This is a genomic window from Burkholderia sp. SRS-25 (genome assembly GCF_004343765.1).
Classification (GTDB): domain Bacteria; phylum Pseudomonadota; class Gammaproteobacteria; order Burkholderiales; family Burkholderiaceae; genus Burkholderia; species Burkholderia contaminans.
Genome location: NZ_PTXM01000006.1, coordinates 141,212 through 158,044 on the forward strand (window position 1 = coordinate 141,212; position 16,833 = coordinate 158,044).

13 protein-coding genes are annotated in these 16,833 nt (G+C 67.9%); 7 read left to right on the forward strand and 6 right to left on the reverse strand.

Annotated features, from left to right (window positions below; all coding sequences use genetic code 11):
* Positions 1-74 precede the first annotated feature (74 nt).
* From C5O79_RS09170 to C5O79_RS09180, 4 genes are all read left to right on the forward strand, one after another.
* Positions 75-1,577: a cobyric acid synthase gene (locus C5O79_RS09170; RefSeq protein WP_047852722.1), complete on the forward strand. Its 1,503-nt coding sequence runs from the start codon at positions 75-77 to the stop codon at positions 1,575-1,577.
* An 81-nt stretch (positions 1,578-1,658) separates the two neighbouring features.
* The gene (locus C5O79_RS38070) at positions 1,659-1,799 is read left to right on the forward strand and encodes a hypothetical protein (RefSeq protein ID WP_163008981.1); all 141 of its coding nucleotides are present in this window, start codon (positions 1,659-1,661) and stop codon (positions 1,797-1,799) included.
* Positions 1,800-1,948: 149 nt separating this feature from the next.
* A complete protein-coding gene (locus C5O79_RS09175) occupies positions 1,949-2,362 on the forward strand; it encodes a DoxX family protein (protein WP_039368031.1) in 414 nt (137 codons plus the stop codon).
* Between the two features lie 136 nt (positions 2,363-2,498).
* Positions 2,499-3,167: a ParA family protein gene (locus C5O79_RS09180; protein ID WP_122474240.1), complete on the forward strand. Its 669-nt coding sequence runs from the start codon at positions 2,499-2,501 to the stop codon at positions 3,165-3,167.
* Positions 3,168-3,296: 129 nt separating this feature from the next.
* On the opposite strand, the gene panD is transcribed toward C5O79_RS09180, so the two are convergent.
* From panD to C5O79_RS09200, 4 genes are all read right to left on the reverse strand, one after another.
* Positions 3,297-3,683: an aspartate 1-decarboxylase gene (gene panD, locus C5O79_RS09185; protein ID WP_039368025.1), complete on the reverse strand. Its 387-nt coding sequence runs from the start codon at positions 3,681-3,683 to the stop codon at positions 3,297-3,299.
* A gap of 42 nt (positions 3,684-3,725) precedes the next feature.
* On the reverse strand, positions 3,726-4,565 hold the full coding sequence (panC, locus tag C5O79_RS09190; protein ID WP_046544636.1) for a pantoate--beta-alanine ligase: 840 nt from the start codon (positions 4,563-4,565) through the stop codon (positions 3,726-3,728).
* A gap of 265 nt (positions 4,566-4,830) precedes the next feature.
* Positions 4,831-5,703, reverse strand: coding sequence for a ScpA family protein (locus C5O79_RS09195; protein ID WP_021164248.1), 873 nt, complete (start codon positions 5,701-5,703; stop codon positions 4,831-4,833).
* A 4-nt stretch (positions 5,704-5,707) separates the two neighbouring features.
* Positions 5,708-5,896 carry a DUF3460 family protein gene (locus tag C5O79_RS09200; RefSeq protein ID WP_006478107.1) on the reverse strand — a complete coding sequence of 63 codons (189 nt, stop codon included), beginning with the start codon at positions 5,894-5,896 and terminating at the stop codon, positions 5,708-5,710.
* Between the two features lie 255 nt (positions 5,897-6,151).
* Here C5O79_RS09200 and C5O79_RS09205 point away from each other — a divergent pair, with 255 nt between their 5' ends.
* Together C5O79_RS09205 and C5O79_RS09210 are read left to right on the forward strand one after the other, a co-directional pair.
* Entirely contained in the window at positions 6,152-7,966 is a 1,815-nt protein-coding gene (locus C5O79_RS09205) for an autotransporter assembly complex family protein (RefSeq protein ID WP_046544637.1), read from the forward strand.
* A 28-nt stretch (positions 7,967-7,994) separates the two neighbouring features.
* On the forward strand, positions 7,995-12,077 hold the full coding sequence (locus C5O79_RS09210) for a translocation/assembly module TamB domain-containing protein (RefSeq protein WP_131931338.1): 4,083 nt from the start codon (positions 7,995-7,997) through the stop codon (positions 12,075-12,077).
* A gap of 56 nt (positions 12,078-12,133) precedes the next feature.
* Here C5O79_RS09210 and metG read toward each other — a convergent pair whose 3' ends face one another.
* Positions 12,134-14,290, reverse strand: a complete 2,157-nt coding sequence (gene metG, locus C5O79_RS09215) for a methionine--tRNA ligase (protein ID WP_122474238.1) — start codon at positions 14,288-14,290, stop codon at positions 12,134-12,136.
* Between the two features lie 376 nt (positions 14,291-14,666).
* Positions 14,667-15,311, reverse strand: coding sequence for an OmpA family protein (locus tag C5O79_RS09225; RefSeq protein WP_046544640.1), 645 nt, complete (start codon positions 15,309-15,311; stop codon positions 14,667-14,669).
* Positions 15,312-15,662: 351 nt separating this feature from the next.
* On the opposite strand from C5O79_RS09225, the gene apbC reads away from it, so the two are divergent.
* Positions 15,663-16,754, forward strand: a complete 1,092-nt coding sequence (gene apbC, locus C5O79_RS09230) for an iron-sulfur cluster carrier protein ApbC (protein WP_046544641.1) — start codon at positions 15,663-15,665, stop codon at positions 16,752-16,754.
* Positions 16,755-16,833: the final 79 nt, after the last annotated feature.

Genomic DNA, 16,833 nt, shown 5'->3' on the forward strand with positions numbered 1-16,833 from the left:
CGCGTGATTGTAACGGCGCGGGCATGGCGGCGCGGGGGATAATGCGGCCTTTGCTTCGCGACGACCTCTACACGATGAATGCACCCGAGCCGCTGCCGCGCGGCACGCTGATGATCCAGGGCACGACGTCCGATGCCGGCAAGAGCACGCTGGTTGCCGGCCTGTGCCGGCTGGCGCGCCGCGCCGGCGCGCGCGTTGCGCCGTTCAAGCCGCAGAACATGGCGCTCAACAGCGCGGTGACGGCCGACGGCGGCGAGATCGGCCGCGCACAGGCGCTACAGGCCTTGGCCGCGGGCGTCGCGGCGCATACGGATTTCAACCCCGTGCTGCTGAAGCCGACGAGCGACCGCGGCGCGCAGGTGATCATTCACGGCAAGGCGCGCATGAACCTCAATGCGCGTGCGTATCACGACTACAAGCCGGTCGCGTTCGACGCGGTGCTCGAGTCGTATGCGCGCCTGCGCGCCGGCTACGACACGGTGATCGTCGAAGGCGCCGGCAGCCCGGCCGAGATCAACCTGCGCGACGGCGACATCGCGAACATGGGGTTTGCCGAACGCGTCGATTGCCCGGTCGTGCTCGTCGCCGACATCGACCGCGGCGGCGTGTTCGCGCACTTGGTCGGCACGCTCGCGTGCCTGTCGGACAGCGAGCGCGCACGCGTGCGCGGTTTCGTGATCAACCGCTTTCGCGGGGACTTCAAGCTGCTCGAACCGGGGCTCGACTGGCTGCGCGCGCAGACGGGCAAGCCCGTGTTCGGCGTGCTGCCGTACCTGCACGGGCTGCTGCTCGACGCCGAGGACATGCTGCCCGCACAGGCACGCAGCGCCGCCGCACGGGGCGATGCCGGCGTGCTGCGCGTGGTCGTGCCGGCGCTGCCGCGCATCAGCAACCACACCGATTTCGATCCGCTGCGTGCGCATCCGCAGGTCGAATTCACGTACTGGAAGAGCGGCCCCGTGCCCGACGCCGACCTGCTGATCCTGCCCGGTTCGAAGAGCGTGCAGCGTGACCTCGCGTGGCTGCGCGACGCGGGCTGGGACACGCTGATCCGTCGCCACCTGCGCTACGGCGGCAAGGTGATCGGCATCTGCGGCGGGATGCAGATGCTCGGCCGCACGCTCGACGATCCGCTCGGCCTCGAAGGGGCGCCCGGCAGCGTGCCGGGGCTCGGCCTGCTCGACTTCGACACGACGCTGCGGCCCGACAAGACGCTGAAGAACGTGACAGGGCATCTCGCGCTGCCGGGCGGGGCTGCCGTGCGCGGCTACGAGATCCACATGGGCGATACGCACGGGCCTGCGCTCGCGTCGCCCGCGCTGGCGCTGGCGGCCGACGCCGCGCAGGACGGCACACGCCCCGACGGCGCGGTGTCCGACGACGGCCAGATGCTCGCGACCTACGTGCACGGGCTGTTCGACTCGCCCGACGCCTGCACGGCGCTGCTTGCGTGGGCAGGGCTCGACGGCGCGGAGCGCATCGACTATCCGGCGCTGCGCGAGGCATCGCTCGAACGGCTGGCCGACACGTTCGCCAACCATCTCGACCTCGACGCGCTGTACGCCGAGTTTCGTTGACGGGGATTGGACCGTCCTCGCTTTTTCCGTCGGATCGCGTACAACACAGAGGGGCGGAGGTCCGCCTGGAGGAGTGAGACGATGAAGGCTCGATGGGGGTGGAGCGTGCTGCTCGCGGCGCTGCTGGGCGTGTCGGCGGTTGCGCACGCGTGCGATTCGTACGTACCGGGCAGCAGCCAGTCCGGTTCCGGCGACGCCACGCAAGGCAAGAGCGGTTACTGAAGCACGTTGCGGGGCATGATCGGTCATGCCCCTTTTTACGCCCCTATTAATTCCGTATTGGAATCAGTTAAAGCGAATTCGCGCGTTTATCGGGCGAATTGATTCGAATAGAGTGCAAGTCATTCACACCACTCACGAAGGAATTCGCCATGAACCCCAATCGCCTCAACGATTTCGCCGCGACCCTGCTGCGCGTCGCGCTCGGCGTGCTGTACCTCGCGCACGTCGCGCAGAAGGTGTTCGTCTTCACGCTGCCCGGCACCGCGCAGTTCTTTGCGTCGATCGGCCTGCCGGGCTGGCTCGCGTACCTGACGACGTTCGTCGAGCTGGCCGGTGGCCTCGCGCTGCTTGCGGGCTTCCGTGTGCGCGTCGCCGCACTCGTGCTGCTGCCGTTCATGCTCGGCGCAACCGCTACGCATCTGCCGAACGGCTGGAGCTTCGCGTCGCCGCACGGCGGCTGGGAATATCCGGCGTTCTGGGCCGTCACGCTCGCCGTGCAGGCGCTGCTTGGCGGCGGCGCGTTCGCGCTCGGCGCCCGGGAGGCCGCGGTTCAGCGTGCGTAAGGGGTAAGCAAGCGTACGCGGAGCGGCGCCACCCGTTCCGGTGACACCCCGTTTGCCGATATCATCGCTCCCTGTATCCGCAATCGAGCGGCGCCTGCCATGCGGCGGGCGCCGCGCGGCTTTTTCGGGGGAATTCATGACGGTGATCGTGGTGGCGAATCCGAAGGGCGGCGTGGGGAAGAGCACGCTGTCCACCAATCTTGCCGGCTATTTCGCGGCGCAGGGCGCGTGGGTCGCGCTCGCCGACCTGGACCGGCAGCAGTCCGCGCATGCGTGGCTCGACCTGCGGCCGGCCGGATTGCCGCCGATCGAGGCATGGGAACTCGACCCGGACGCGCCGACGAAGCCGCCGCGCGGCCTCGAATATGCGGTGATCGATACGCCGGCCGGCCTGCATGGCAACCGGCTCAACGTCGCGCTGCAACTGGCCGACAAGGTGATCGTGCCGCTGCAGCCGTCGATGTTCGATATCCTGGCCACGCAGCAGTTTCTGGAGCGCCTCGCCGGCGAGAAGGCCGTGCGCAAGGGCAGCGTCGAGGTCGGGATCGTCGGGATGCGGGTCGATGCGCGCACGCGCTCGTCCGACCAGCTTCACCGGTTCGTCGAAGGGCTCGGCCTGCCGGTGCTCGGCTACGTGCGCGACACGCAGAACTACGTGCAGATCGCCGCGCACGGCCTGACGCTGTGGGACGTCGCGAAGAGCCGCGTCGAGAAGGATCTCGAACAGTGGCGGCCGATCGTCGAATGGGCCGAGCGCCGGGCGCCGAAGGCAGAGAAGACGGAGAAGGCCGCCAAGGCGTCCTGATCGCGCGGCCGCCGCCGGGGCGGCGCGCGATGAAATGAGAAAGGGCCGGATGGCGTCGAGTACGCCATCCGGCCCTTCGACCACAACGGGCACCGCCGCTCCCGCGCGCGACGGCACGCGGGCAGGTGGTCAGGTCCAGTTCTGCGTCGGCACGTGATCGCGGTGGCCCTTGATCTTGTTGCCGTCGTCGATGAACACGAGCTTCGGCTTCCAGCCGGCCTGCAGCTCGGCTTCGTCGACCATCGCGAAGGCTGCGATGATCACGAGGTCGCCGAGTTGCGCGCGGCGCGCGGCCGAGCCGTTCAGCGAGATCATCCCGCTGCCGCGCTCACCCTTGATCGCGTACGTCGAGAAGCGCTCGCCGTTGTTGATGTTCCAGATGTCGATCCGTTCGTTCTCGATGATGCCCGACGCTTCGAGCAGGTCTTCGTCGATCGCGCACGAGCCTTCGTAGTGCAGCTCGCAGTGCGTGACGGCCGCACGGTGGATCTTCGATTTGAGCATGTGGCGCTGCATGGTGTCTCCGTGATGCGTGAGAGGCGCGGGCGGGGCGGCCCGTCAGATTTCCAGGTTGTCGATGAGGCGCGTCGCGCCGAGCTTCGCGGCCGCGACGACGACGAGCGGTTCACCCGCTTCGAGCTGGGCCGCGTCCGGCGCGATCAGGTTCGCGCGGCGGCGGATCGAGATGTAGTCGGGCGCCCAGCCGCGGCCGGCCAGATGCGTTTGGGCCATTTCCTCGAGCTTGCCGAGGTCGCGCTCGCCGCCGAGCACGCTTTCGCGGATGCGCTGCAGCGTTTTCGCGAGTTCGGGCGCTTCACTGCGCTCGTCGGCCGACAGGTAGCGATTGCGTGACGACAGCGCGAGGCCGTCCTCGTCGCGCACGGTTTCGGCGGCGATGATGTCGACCGGCAGCGCGAGCTGCTGGCACATGCGGCGCACGATCATCAGCTGCTGGTAGTCCTTCTTGCCGAACACGGCCACGCGCGGCTGCACGCAGGCCATCAGCTTCGCCACGACCGTGCACACGCCGGTGAAGAAGCCGGGCCGGAATTCCCCTTCGAGGATCCCGCCGAGATCGTCCGGCGGCAGCACGCGGTATTCCTGCGGTTCCGGGTACATGTCGCGCTCGGTCGGCGCGAACAGCACGTAGACGTTTTCCTTCTGCAGCTTCTCGATATCGTCCTGGAGCGTGCGCGGATACTTGTCGAAATCCTCGTTCGGGCCGAATTGCAGCCGGTTGACGAAGATGCTCGCCACGACCGGGTCGCCGTGCTGGCGCGCAAGGCGCATCAGCGACAGGTGCCCTTCGTGCAGGTTGCCCATCGTCGGCACGAACGCCGTGCGGTTCTGTCCGCGCAGCTGGTCGCGCAGTTCATGGATCGAGCTGATGACTTTCATGATCGGGTAGCGGGTTCCTCGCGCTGGCGCGCGTTGGCGCCGCAGCAGCGGCGTCGGGGTCGAAGCGGAGAACGCCGGCGCGCGGGCGGCGCATCGGGCGTCGGCGGATTGTAGAGGATTTGGCTGCCAAACGCATCGAAAAAAGAACGATCGTTCACTTTTTAATCGGGCGTGCCGGCAACCACGTGCGCGGCCGCGCCGGGCCGCGGCGTAGCGGCGAGCGTGCCGGGATGAATCGGGAGAACGGGAAGGGCGGCCGAGGGTGTTACGCGGGCAGGTACGCGAGACGCACGTAGATGGGCGCGAACGGTTCGGCCTGCGTGATCTCGAGGAGCGACTCGCGCGCGAGTTCGAGCATCGCGATGAAATTCACGACGACGACCGGCACGCCGCGCGACGTGTCGAACAGCTCGGCGAACTCCATGAAGCGCGCATTCTGCAGCCGGCGCAGGATCAGGCTCATGTGCTCGCGCACCGACAGCTCCTCGCGGGAGATCTTGTGGTGCTGGACGAGTTTCGCGCGCTTGAGCACGTCGGCCCAGGCGGCGCGCAGGTCGTCCGAATTCACGTCGGGGAAGCGCGGGGTGACGCTCTGCTCGATGTAGACCTCGGCGCGCAGGAAGTCGCGGCCGAGTTGCGGCAACTGGTCGAGCCGCTGCGCGGCGAGCTTCATCTGCTCGTATTCGAGCAGGCGGCGCACGAGTTCGGCGCGCGGATCCTCGGCTTCCTCGCCGGTATCGGCCTTCTTGACCGGCAGCAGCATCCGCGACTTGATCTCGATCAGCATCGCGGCCATCAGCAGGTACTCGGCCGCGAGCTCGAGGTTCGACGTGCGGATCTGGTCGACATAACCCAGATATTGCGCGGTGACCTGCGCCATCGGGATGTCGAGCACGTTGAAGTTCTGCTTGCGGATCAGGTAGAGCAGCAGGTCGAGCGGACCTTCGAAGGTCTCGAGGAAGACCTCGAGCGCATCGGGCGGGATGTAGAGATCCTGCGGCAGCTTGAAGAGCGGCTCGCCGTACAGGCGCGCGAATGCCGCGACACCGTCGACCGTGTCGGGCGTCGAATCGGCGCCCGCGGGCGCGGCGATCGCGTCGTCCTGCCGGGCGGCGCTGGCCTCGTCGGCGGCGCTCACGTCGTCAGAAGTTCTGGTAGTAGACGTACGACGTTTGCTTCACGCGCGATTCCTGCTGCTCGGCGCGCTCTTCGAGGTCGATCGGCTGCTTGTCCCACAGCAGGGAGCGGCCCTTGCGCTGCTCTTCCTCGAGCGTCGGCTTCTGCTGCTTGAGCTGGTTCAGGAACTGCGTGACATCGGACTGGTACGGCATGGCTGGGTTTTCCGTTTCGGGCGGCGCACGATGCGCCGGATTCACGATGGCGGGATTTTACCGCATCGCGGGAACGGCCGGCGTCAATCGCGCGTCGAATCCGCGGGCCGGCATGGGGCCGGCGCCCGGAAGCGCACCGTCACGCATGGCGCTGTGGTCCAGGTGGTTTACAAACATTAAGCTTTGGTGCCGGCACCCTGTGGTCAAATACAGGGTTTGTCCATATAACCGTGACAACCGAGGGCGAGGTCATATTTGGCGGGGCAGTCGAACCAGCAAGCACACACGGCACATGACGCGGGCCCGCGCGTGGAGCGCAATCGTGCCGGCGCCGCGGCTCGCGCCGCGCGGGTGACCCTCGCGGGTTGCCTTGCCGCGTGCTTCGCGCTGCCGGCCCACGCGAAGTACGACGTCGACATCGACGCGCCGCGCTCGATTCGCAAGCTGCTCAAGTCGCATCTCGATATCGCGCGCTTCGCGAAGCGCGACGACATCAGCGACGACCAGTTCGACTTCCTCGTGACCGCCACGCCGCAGCAGGTGCGCGACCTGACCGCGACGGCCGGCTATTTCTCGCCGGTCGTGCGCACCGACGTGCGCACGCGTGACGGCAAGCGCGACGTGCGCATCGCGGTCGATCCGGGCAAGCAGACGATCGTGTCGAGCGTCGACCTGACGTTCAAGGGGCCCATCGACACCGAGGATCCGAAGCAGGAAGCCGCGACCCGTTTCGCGTTTTCGCTGAAGCCGGGCGATCCGTTCACGCAGTCCGACTGGGACGGCGCGAAGGGCGCGGCGCTCAGGCAACTGCAATCGCACCGCTATCTCGGCGGGAAGATCGCGTCGTCCGAAGCGCGCATCGACCCGCTCACGCAGCGCGCAATGCTCGCGGTCACGTTCGACAGCGGCCCGACGTTCACGATCGGCAAGGTCGACGTCGACGGCGTGCGGCGCTATCCGGAAAAAATCGTCACGAACGTCAATCCGCTGTCGGAAGGCGAGATCTACGACGTGCAGCGCATCACCGAGCTGCAGCGGCAGTTGCAGAACACGCCGTATTACGCGAGTGTCGCGATCGACGTCGGCGACGATACGGCGAAGCCCGAGCGCACGCCCGTGCACGTGAAGGTCAGCGAGTTCCCGTACAACAACATCCGCGGCGGCGTCGGCTTTGCCACCGATACCGGGCCGCACGTGCAGGGCTCCTATACGTATCTCGACACGTTCGGCGCCGCGTGGCCGCTGACCGTGTCGGGCCGGCTCGACCAGATCCAGCAATACGGGCAGGTCCAGCTGTCGATGCCCCCGGGCCAGAAGGGCTGGACCAACAGCGTGCTCGCGTCGTACACGAACACCAACGTGTCGGACACGCGCATCTACAGCGCGCGGGTCGGCGCGCAGCGCACGCGCACCGGCCAGTTCATCGACTATTCGTATTCGCTGATGTTCTACCAGGACCGGCTCGACCAGAACGGCGCGGGGCCGACCACGAGCCGCGCGCTCGTGCCGCAATGGGCGTGGACGCGCCGCAACGTCGACGATCCGCTGTTTCCGCGTTCGGGCAACCTGATTCACGCGGAGGCAGGCTTTGCGGTCAAGGGCGTGCTGACCGACCAGTCCTTCATCCGCGGCTACGCGCGCGGCCAGCAGTATCTGCCGATCGGCAAGCGCGACCTGTTCGTGTTCCGCGCGGAGCTCGGCGGCGTGTTCACGAGCGGCAGCTCGACCGGCGTGCCGGCGTCGCTGCTGTTCCGCGCGGGCGGCTCGAACTCGGTGCGCGGCTACGGCTACCAGAGCATCGGTAACAGCGTCGACGGTTCCGTGCTGCCGACCAAGTACCTGATGACGGGCACCGCCGAATACCAGCACTGGTTCAACCGCGACTGGGGCGCCGCGACGTTCTTCGACATCGGTACCGCCACCGATGCGTGGGGCGAGCGCGTGTTCTACCCGGGTGTCGGCATCGGCGCGCGCTGGCGCAGCCCCGTCGGCCCCATCAACGTCGACGTCGCGTACGGGTTGCGCAACCATAGCGTGCGCCCGTACCTGACGCTCGGCATCGCTTTCTGACCGTACCGCTTCACCGACGACGAACCGCATGACGAAGGACCCGAACGACACGCCGCCGCCTCACGATCCGGACTCGCCCGACGGCGCGCCCGCCGCGCCGCCGCGCGCGCCGCGCCGCGGGCCCGTCGCGCGGATCGGGCGGTTCGTCGCGTGGACGCTTGCAACGGTCGTGCTGCTCGTCGTGCTGGCGGTCGGCCTCGTGCTGGCCGCGGCGACGACCGAGCACGGCACGCGGCTCGCGTGGCAGGTGGCCGAGCGTGTGCTCGGCGCGCGACTCGCGGGCACGCTCGACGGCGGCTCGCTCGCGACCGGCGTGCGGTTGCGGGGATTCGCGTGGACGAGCCCCGACGGCGCCGGCACGGAAATCCGCATCGACCGGCTCGACGGCCGCTGGGCGCTGACCCGCGCGCCGTGGCGGCTGTCCATCGCGTATCTTCGTGCCGGCACGATCGACGTGCGGATCGCGCCGGGGCCGTCGACCCCGAGTACGACGCCGCAGGACCTCAGCCTGCCGCTGCAGTTGCGGATCGACGACCTGCGCGTCGATCACCTCGCGATTCACGACGGCGGCTCGACGACGCAGCTCGACCATATCGCGCTGAACGGCCGCAGCGACGGCCGTCACCATGAACTCGTGCTCGACGGCATCGATACGCCGTACGGCGCGCTGACCGCGCGCGCGAAGCTGGACGGTGTGAAGCCGTTCGCGCTGACGGGTGACGCCACGTATGCAGGCAAGCTGTCCGACGAGCCGGTCGATGCGCGCGCGCGCGTGTCGGGCTCGCTCGAGGCGCTCGTCGCCGATGTCGACGCGAGCGGGATGAAGCTGAACGGGCGCGCGCACGTGGAGGCCGCGCCGTTCGGCGCGGTGCCGCTCACCCGCGCATCGCTCGCGTTCGATCACGTGAATCCGCAGGCATTCGCCCCCGGCGCACCGGCCGCCGATCTCGCGGTGCGCGCGGAACTCGCGCCCGTTACCGCGCCGGCCGGGGCCGAGCCCGCGAAGGGTTTCGCGGTGACGGGCCCGGTGTCGATCGTCAACGCGAAGCCCGGCACGCTCGGCGACCACCTGCTGCCGGTGATCGACGCGCACGCGAACGTGCATCTCGACGCGCACGCGCAGCGGATCGACGATCTCGCGCTGAAGCTGATCCGCGACGGCAGCGTGACGGGCAACGGCACGCTGACGGGCGGCAAGGGCCGCTTCGACCTGAAGGTCGCGAACCTCGACCTGAACGCCTTCGTCGCCGAGTTGCGGCCGATGCGTCTCGCCGGCCCGGTCGGCGTGACGCTCGCGGGCGACGTGACGACGGTCGACTTCAACCTGAACGATCCGAAGCTTGCGCTCGGCGCCCGCGCGAAGGTCGCGCTGACGCCGCAGCAGACCGTGCTGACCGACGCGCGCGTGACGGCGGGCAAGGGCCGGATCGACCTGACGGGCGTGTTCCGTCACGATGCGCATTCGAGCTACGACGCGAAGGCGACGCTGACCGCATTCGATCCGCTGCTGCTCGCCGCGATGAGCGCGCCGAAGGCGGGCGGCGGCAAGGTGCCCGCCAAGGCCGCGAAAGCGTCGGCTCCGCGCGGCGAGACGCGCGTGTCGGGCACGCTGACGGCGTCGGGCGCGTTCGCACCGCAGGTGTCGACGAAGGCGACCTTCAAGCTCGGCGATAGCCTGTACGACGGCGTGCCGCTGACCGGCGCCGGGGTCGTGCAGCTCGCCGGCTCGAGAATCCTGCCGAGCAACGCGACCCTGTCGATCGCGGGCAACCACGTGGATCTGCGCGGCAGCTTCGGCGCGCCTGGCGATCGGCTGCGCTTCGTCGTCGACGCGCCGCAGCTCGACCGGCTCGGCTTCGGCGTGGAAGGGCTCGTGCAGGCGCAGGGCGACCTGACCGGCAGCTTCGCGCACCCGAACGTGACGGCCACCTACAAGGCCGAGCGCGTCGTCGTCGGCTCGAACCGGATCGGTGCCGCGCAGGGCCGCGCGGACATCCGCGACGGCGCGCACGGTGCGCTCGTGTTCACGGCCGACGCGTCCGACATCGCGCTCGGCTCGCTGAAGCTGAAGTCGCTGCGTGCGAACCTCGACGGCACGCGCGCGAAGCACATGCTAGACGCGTCGGCGCTCGGGGTGGCCGGCGGCCGCGTGATCGACGTGACGCTCGCGGCGAACGGCGGCGTGGTCGAGAATCGCGACGGGATGCGCTGGGACGGCACCATCACGCGTCTTGCGAACCGCGGCACGCCGGCCATCGCGCTGCAGTCGCCGCTGACCGTGTCGGCCGGCGCCGGCCGCGTGACGCTTGGCTCGACGCGGCTCACGCTCGAAGGCGCGGCGATCGACCTGAAATCGTTCGTGTTCGATCACGGCCAGATGCGCTCGGCGGGCTCGGTGACCGGCGCGTCGGTCGCGCGTTTCCTCGAGGTCCGCCAGGAGCTGACGGGCCAGCGGCCGCCGGTGCGCACCGACGTCGTGCTCGACGCCGACTGGGATTTCTCGCTCGGCGCGAACGCGACGGGCTATGTGCAGGTGAAGCGCCGCGGCGGCGACGTGACGATCGAGAGCGGGCGCGGCATCGCATCGCTGGGGCTGACCGACCTGTCCGCGCGCGCGAGCTTCACGCCCGGCAACCGGCTCAACGTGACGGCGCTCGCGAAGGCGAACCGGATCGGCACGCTCGATGCGAACGTCATCGTGCCGTTTGCGCTGCGCGACGGCATGTTCGGCGTGGTCGACGATGGCCCGCTGTCGGGCCGCATCGACGCCGACATCCCGGCGCTGAAGACGACCGGCAACCTGTTCGGGCCGAGCTACCTGCTCGGCGGCCGCGCATCGCTGAAGCTGACGGTCGCGGGCACGCCGGCGAAGCCGAACCTGTCGGGGATGCTGACGGGCGACGATCTGTCCGCGACGCTCATCGACCAGGGCGTGCAGCTGAAGGACGGCATCGTGCGCGTGAAGCTGTCGGAAAACCTCGTCGAATTCCAGCAGGTCGAGTTCCACGGCGGCGACGGTACGCTGCGCGCACTCGGCCGCGTGCGCCTTGACGGCGAAGCCCCCGACCTGACCGCGAGCATCGTCGCGGACAAGCTCGAGCTGTTCGCGGCGCCGGATCGCAAGCTGTCGCTGTCGGGCAAGGCGACCGTCGCGAACGACGGGCCGCGCGGCGCGCTGTCGATCGACGGCAAGTTCGTCGTCGACCGCGTATTGTTCGACCTGCCCGAGGAATCGGCGCCGCACCTGTCGGACGATGTGGTGATCATGCAGCCGGGCGGCACGGTGCGCGGCGAGACGCCGAGCGGTTCCGCGGTCGCGAAACCGAAGCCGGTCGAGGACAAGCCGGCACCGTCGCTCGCGCCGCGCGCGAACATCGACGTCGGCCTCGGCAACAACTTCCGCTTCAAGGGCCACGGCGCGGATCTCGGGCTGCGCGGCACGATCACCGTGATGAGCGCGCCGGGCGTGCCGCTGCGCGCGGTCGGCAACGTGCGCGTGACGGAAGGGTCGACGTACACGTCGTTCGGCCGCAAGCTCGCGATCGAGAACGGCTTCTTCACGTTCAACGGCCCTGTATCGAACCCGGGCGTCAACATCCTCGCGATGCGGCGCAACCAGGAGGTCGAGGCCGGCGTGCAGGTGACGGGCACGATCCAGTCGCTGACGGTCAAGCTCGTGTCGGAGCCGAACGTGACCGACAACGAAAAGCTGTCGTGGCTGTTGTTCGGGCACGGCACGGACCAGGGCAACAACGTCGGCCAGCAGGGGGCGATGACGGCGGCGCTCGGGCTGCTCGGCAGCGTGACCGGCAAGCGCGTCGCGCAGACCTTCGGTCTCGACGAGGTCTCGGTCGGCCGCAGCGAAGTCGGCCTGACCGATCCGCAGGTCGTGCTGGTGTCGAAGGCGATCAACGAGCGCTTCGTGCTCGGCTTCGAGCAGGGGCTGCAATCGGCGGCCAACGCGTTCAAGGCGACGATCAATCTGACGCGTTTCTGGTCGGTGTCCGCGTACGGCGGCACGTTCCAGGGCGTCGACCTGAACTACACGCGTCGTTTCGATCGCTGGTTCAGCAGTGACGGCGGGCGCGGGCGGCGCGCCGAGCAGCCATGAAAAAAGCCCCGCACATCGTGCGGGGCTTTTTTCGCGCAAGCGGCAGCGCGTTCGGCTTACTTCACGCGCATGCCGGGCTTCGCGCCGCTGTGCGGCTCGAGGATGTAGAGGCCCGGCTCCGCCTTCTCGTCGGTGGCCGACGCGGCGAGCACCATCCCTTCGGACAGGCCGAACTTCATCTTGCGCGGCGCAAGGTTCGCGACCATCACGGTCAGCTTGCCGACGAGCTGCTCGGGCTGGTACGCGGACTTGATGCCCGAGAACACGTTGCGGGTCTTTTCCTCGCCGACGTCGAGCGTGAGCTGCAGCAGCTTGTCCGAACCCTCGACGGCCTGGCACGCGACGATCTTCGCGATGCGCAGGTCGATCTTCGCGAAATCGTCGATCGAGATCGGTGCGTCGTCCGCGCCGTTCACGGCAGCCTGCTTCGCGTTCGCCTTGGCGTTGCTCTTTGCCTCCTTCGCGGCGTTCGCGCTCGCGGCAGCCGCGCCGGTGGCTTCGGCCTGCAGCGAATCGCGGTTCGCGGCGAGCAGCGCTTCGATCTGCTTCGGGTCGACGCGCGTCATCAGGTGCTGGTACGCCTTGATCGGCTGTTCCGACGACAGCGGCTTCGCGGCATCGGCCCAGACGAGCGGCGCGATGCCGAAGAACGACTCGACGGCTTCGGCCACGCGCGGCATCACCGGCTTCAGCGCGAGCGACAGCAGGCGGAACGCCTCGAGGCTCACGCTGCAGGTTTCGTGCAGCGCGACTGCGTTCGCCGGATCCTTCGCGAGGTCCCACGGCTTCGCACCGTCGACGTACGCGTTCACTTCGTCCGCGAGCTCCATCGTGTGGCGCAGCGCGCGGCCGTATTCACGTGCTTCGTAGCTTGCGGCGATCTGCGGAATCGCCTCGCGCAGCTTCGCGACGAGCGGATGGTTCATCGCGCTGTCCTGCACACGGCCGTCGAAGCGCTTGATCAGGAAGCCCGCCGCGCGGCTCGCGATGTTCACGTACTTGCCGACGAGGTCGCTGTTCACACGCGCCTGGAAGTCGTCGAGGTTCAGGTCGATGTCTTCCATCGTCGCGTTCAGCTTCGCGGCGAAGTAGTAGCGCAGCCATTCGGGGTTCAGGCCCGTGTCGATGTAGCTCTGCGCGGTGATGAACGTGCCGCGCGACTTCGACATCTTCGCGCCGTCGACGGTCAGGAACCCGTGCGCGAACACGTTGGTCGGCGTGCGGTGGCCCGAAAACTCGAGCATCGCGGGCCAGAACAGCGTGTGGAAGTACAGGATGTCCTTGCCGATGAAGTGATACTGCTCGGTGGTCGATCCCGGGCGGACCCACGCATCGAAGTCGATGCCGTTTCGGTCGCACAGATTCTTGAAGCTCGCGTAGTAGCCGACCGGCGCGTCGAGCCACACGTAGAAATACTTGCCGGGCGCGCCCGGGATCTCGAAGCCGAAGTACGGCGCGTCACGCGAGATGTCCCAGTCGGCGAGCTTGGCCTCGCCGGCGTCGCCGAGCCACTCGCGCATCTTGTTGGTCGCTTCGGGCTGCGCGAGGCCGCTCACCCATTCGCGCAGGAACGATTCGCAGCGCGGGTCGGACAGGCGGAAGAAGTAGTGCTTCGAGGTCTTGCGCACCGGCGTCGCGCCCGACACGACCGAATACGGGTTCAGCAGTTCGGTCGGCAGGTACGTCGAGCCGCACACTTCGCAGCTGTCGCCGTACTGGTCCTTCGCGTGGCACTTCGGACACTCGCCCTTGATGAAGCGATCCGGCAGGAACATTTCCTTGACGGGATCGTATGCCTGCTCGATCTCGCGCTCGGCGATGAAGCCTGCGTCCTGCAGCGCGACGTAGATCTTCTCGCTCAGCACGCGGTTCTCGTCCGAATCGGTCGAGTAGAAGTTGTCGAACGACACGCCGAAGCTGTCGAAGTCGCGCTTGTGTTCGGTCCACACGCGATCGATCAGCTGCTTCGGGGTCAGGCCTTCCTTCTCCGCGCGGAGCATGATCGGCGTGCCATGCGTGTCGTCGGCACCGATGTAGTAGACCTCATGGCCATGCATTCGCAGCGTCCGCACCCAGATGTCGGTCTGGATGTACTCGACCAGGTGGCCGATGTGGATCTGCCCGTTGGCATAGGGCAGTGCGGACGTAACGAGGATCTGGCGGCCGCCTTGCGGCGCCGCAGCCTGCACGGAAGTGAGGTCGGATGCGGACATAGGGTCTGTAGAGGAACAGCGGAAAAACGACGGGAAACCGCGATTCTAGCAGGGGCGCGCGCCAGCGACGCGGGCAGGCGCCCTTGACCGGGCGCCGAAACGGGCGGGGCCGCGCAAGCGGCGTGCTCGACGGCGATGTGCTGCGATGCAGCACGAATTCTGCGGGCAAAAAAAACCGGGGCGGATACGGCCCCGGAGCAACAACGACAAGAGGAGAATGGTGACGCGCCGGCAACACCAGCCGCGTACCGTAAATACTGACCACGGCCTGCGACGGAAGTTCGAAAATTTTTTCGATTTGTTACCAGCCCCGACGGAAGCCTTGTCCGGCGGGGCTGCGCGGGCCGAGGGCCCGCGCCTTCCCCTCGTCGTGCGCTTACTGCGCCTGCGCTGCGCGCAGATAGATTTCGACGCGGCGGTTCTGTGCGCGGCCGGCCTCGGTCGCGTTGTCCGCGATCGGGTTCGATGCGCCCATGCCTTGCGCCGACAGGCGGCCGCCATTCACGCCACGCTGTGCCAGTGCGTTCACGACGCTTTGCGCGCGGTTCTGCGACAGCGTCTGGTTCAGCTGGGCCGAGCCGGTGCTGTCCGTGTAGCCGACGATCGAGGCCGTCACTTGCGGGTTCTGGTTCAGCGTCGTCGCCAGGTCGTTCAGCAGCGGCGTGAAGGCCGGCGTGATCGCGTACTGGTTCGTCGCGAACGTCACCGAGCTCGGCACGTTCAGCTTCAGCGAGCCGTCCGGCTGCTCGGTCACTTGCGTACCCGTCTGCGCGGCCGACGGCGCAAGCTTGTTCTTGATCGCCTGCCAGTTGTAACCCGTCACGCCGCCGACCAGTGCGCCGACGCCCGCGCCGATCGCCGCGCCCTTGCCGCCACCGGCCAGTGCGCCGATGCCTGCGCCCAGCGCCGCACCCGTGCCGGTACCGACGGCCGTATTGTTGCCTTGCTGCGTGGCGCAGCCTGCCAGCAGTGCGCCGGCCAATGCGAAGACGGACAAGCGGGTCGCGATTTTCATGTTCATCTTGGATTCCTCTCTTGGTTGAACGAGTCGACAACGACGACAACTACAGTTACGGCTCCCTGCGCGGGCCGCCCGAAAAAGGAGGGCAGGCCTGTGCTCGCGGCAGCCGCCGAAGTGGCTGCATGCCCTGTCCGTCAGCGTGGCTGTTCGGACAGTGCGACGCGTCAGCCTCTACAATATAGGCGGTAAGTGGCCGATTTGGCCCCATAGCATGCCGCACGCGAAGAGTGCGCCGGGTCGCGCGTTCGCGCAATGGCGTGCAACAGATTCTTTCACTTTTCCCGATTTTCGCGCCGCAATTTGATATTTTTTGACGTTTGCACGCGAGAAAAACGTTTTCACGGAGTTTCGATGAGCATTGACCGGGCACAAGTCGACGCCGCTTTGGCGGCTGTCGTCGACCCCAATACCGGCCGTCCGTATGCGGCGAACAAGGGCGTGCGCAACGTCGCGATCGACGGCGACGTCGTGGCGCTCGACGTGGTGCTCGGTTATCCCGCGCGCAGCCAGCACGATGACGTGCGCGCCCGCATCGCCGCGGCGCTCCAGGCCGTGGCCGGCGTGCGCGACGCGCGTGTCGCGGTCTCGCAGGAGATCGTCGCGCACACGGTGCAGCGTGGCGTGAAATTGCTGCCGAACGTGAAGAACATCGTCGCGGTTGCGTCGGGCAAGGGCGGGGTCGGCAAGAGCACGACGGCCGTCAACCTCGCGCTCGCGCTCGCCGCGGAAGGCGCGTCGGTCGGTATCCTAGACGCCGACATCTACGGCCCGTCGCTGCCGACGATGCTCGGCATCCACGGCCAGCGCCCCGAGTCGCCCGACAACCAGTCGATGAACCCGCTCGTCGGCCACGGGCTTCAGGCGAACTCGATCGGCTTCCTGATCGAGGAAGACAACCCGATGGTGTGGCGCGGCCCGATGGCGACTTCCGCGCTCGAGCAGTTGCTGCGCCAGACCAACTGGCGCGAGCTCGACTACCTGATCGTCGACATGCCGCCCGGCACGGGCGACATCCAGCTGACGCTCGCGCAGCGCGTGCCCGTCACGGGCGCGGTGATCGTCACGACGCCGCAGGACATCGCGCTGCTCGACGCGAAGAAGGGCCTGAAGATGTTCGAGAAGGTCGGGATTCCGATCCTCGGCATCGTCGAGAACATGAGCATCCATACCTGCTCGAACTGCGGCCACGAGGAGCACATCTTCGGCGCCGGCGGGGCCGAGCGGATGGCGAAGGAGTACGGCGTGAACGTGCTCGGCAGCCTGCCGCTCGACATCGCGATCCGTGAGCGCGCCGACAGCGGCACGCCGACGGTCGTGGCCGATTCCGACGGCGCGCTGGCGCGTCGCTATCGCGAGATTGCACGCGGCGTCGCGCTGGCGATTGCCGAGCGATCGCGCGACATGACGTCGAAGTTCCCGTCGATCGTTGTTCAAAATACGTAAAACCCTTGCGGGGCGGGGCCTCACGCTGTTTACGGCGCCGCGAGGCGCGGTATCATGGCGACTTTTCCCGGGTCCCTTT

What these genes read in the sequence shown, in the direction of transcription:
- C5O79_RS09170 (WP_047852722.1), top strand. Translation starts at nt 75, where the DNA reads ATGAATGCACCCGAGCCGCTGCCGCGCGGCACGCTGATGATCCAGGGC.
- C5O79_RS38070 (WP_163008981.1), top strand. Translation starts at nt 1,659, where the DNA reads ATGAAGGCTCGATGGGGGTGGAGCGTGCTGCTCGCGGCGCTGCTGGGC.
- C5O79_RS09175 (WP_039368031.1), top strand. Translation starts at nt 1,949, where the DNA reads ATGAACCCCAATCGCCTCAACGATTTCGCCGCGACCCTGCTGCGCGTC.
- C5O79_RS09180 (WP_122474240.1), top strand. Translation starts at nt 2,499, where the DNA reads ATGACGGTGATCGTGGTGGCGAATCCGAAGGGCGGCGTGGGGAAGAGC.
- panD (WP_039368025.1), bottom strand. Translation starts at nt 3,683, where the DNA reads ATGCAGCGCCACATGCTCAAATCGAAGATCCACCGTGCGGCCGTCACG.
- panC (WP_046544636.1), bottom strand. Translation starts at nt 4,565, where the DNA reads ATGAAAGTCATCAGCTCGATCCATGAACTGCGCGACCAGCTGCGCGGA.
- C5O79_RS09200 (WP_006478107.1), bottom strand. Translation starts at nt 5,896, where the DNA reads ATGCCGTACCAGTCCGATGTCACGCAGTTCCTGAACCAGCTCAAGCAG.
- C5O79_RS09210 (WP_131931338.1), top strand. Translation starts at nt 7,995, where the DNA reads ATGACGAAGGACCCGAACGACACGCCGCCGCCTCACGATCCGGACTCG.
- metG (WP_122474238.1), bottom strand. Translation starts at nt 14,290, where the DNA reads ATGTCCGCATCCGACCTCACTTCCGTGCAGGCTGCGGCGCCGCAAGGC.
- C5O79_RS09225 (WP_046544640.1), bottom strand. Translation starts at nt 15,311, where the DNA reads ATGAACATGAAAATCGCGACCCGCTTGTCCGTCTTCGCATTGGCCGGC.
- apbC (WP_046544641.1), top strand. Translation starts at nt 15,663, where the DNA reads ATGAGCATTGACCGGGCACAAGTCGACGCCGCTTTGGCGGCTGTCGTC.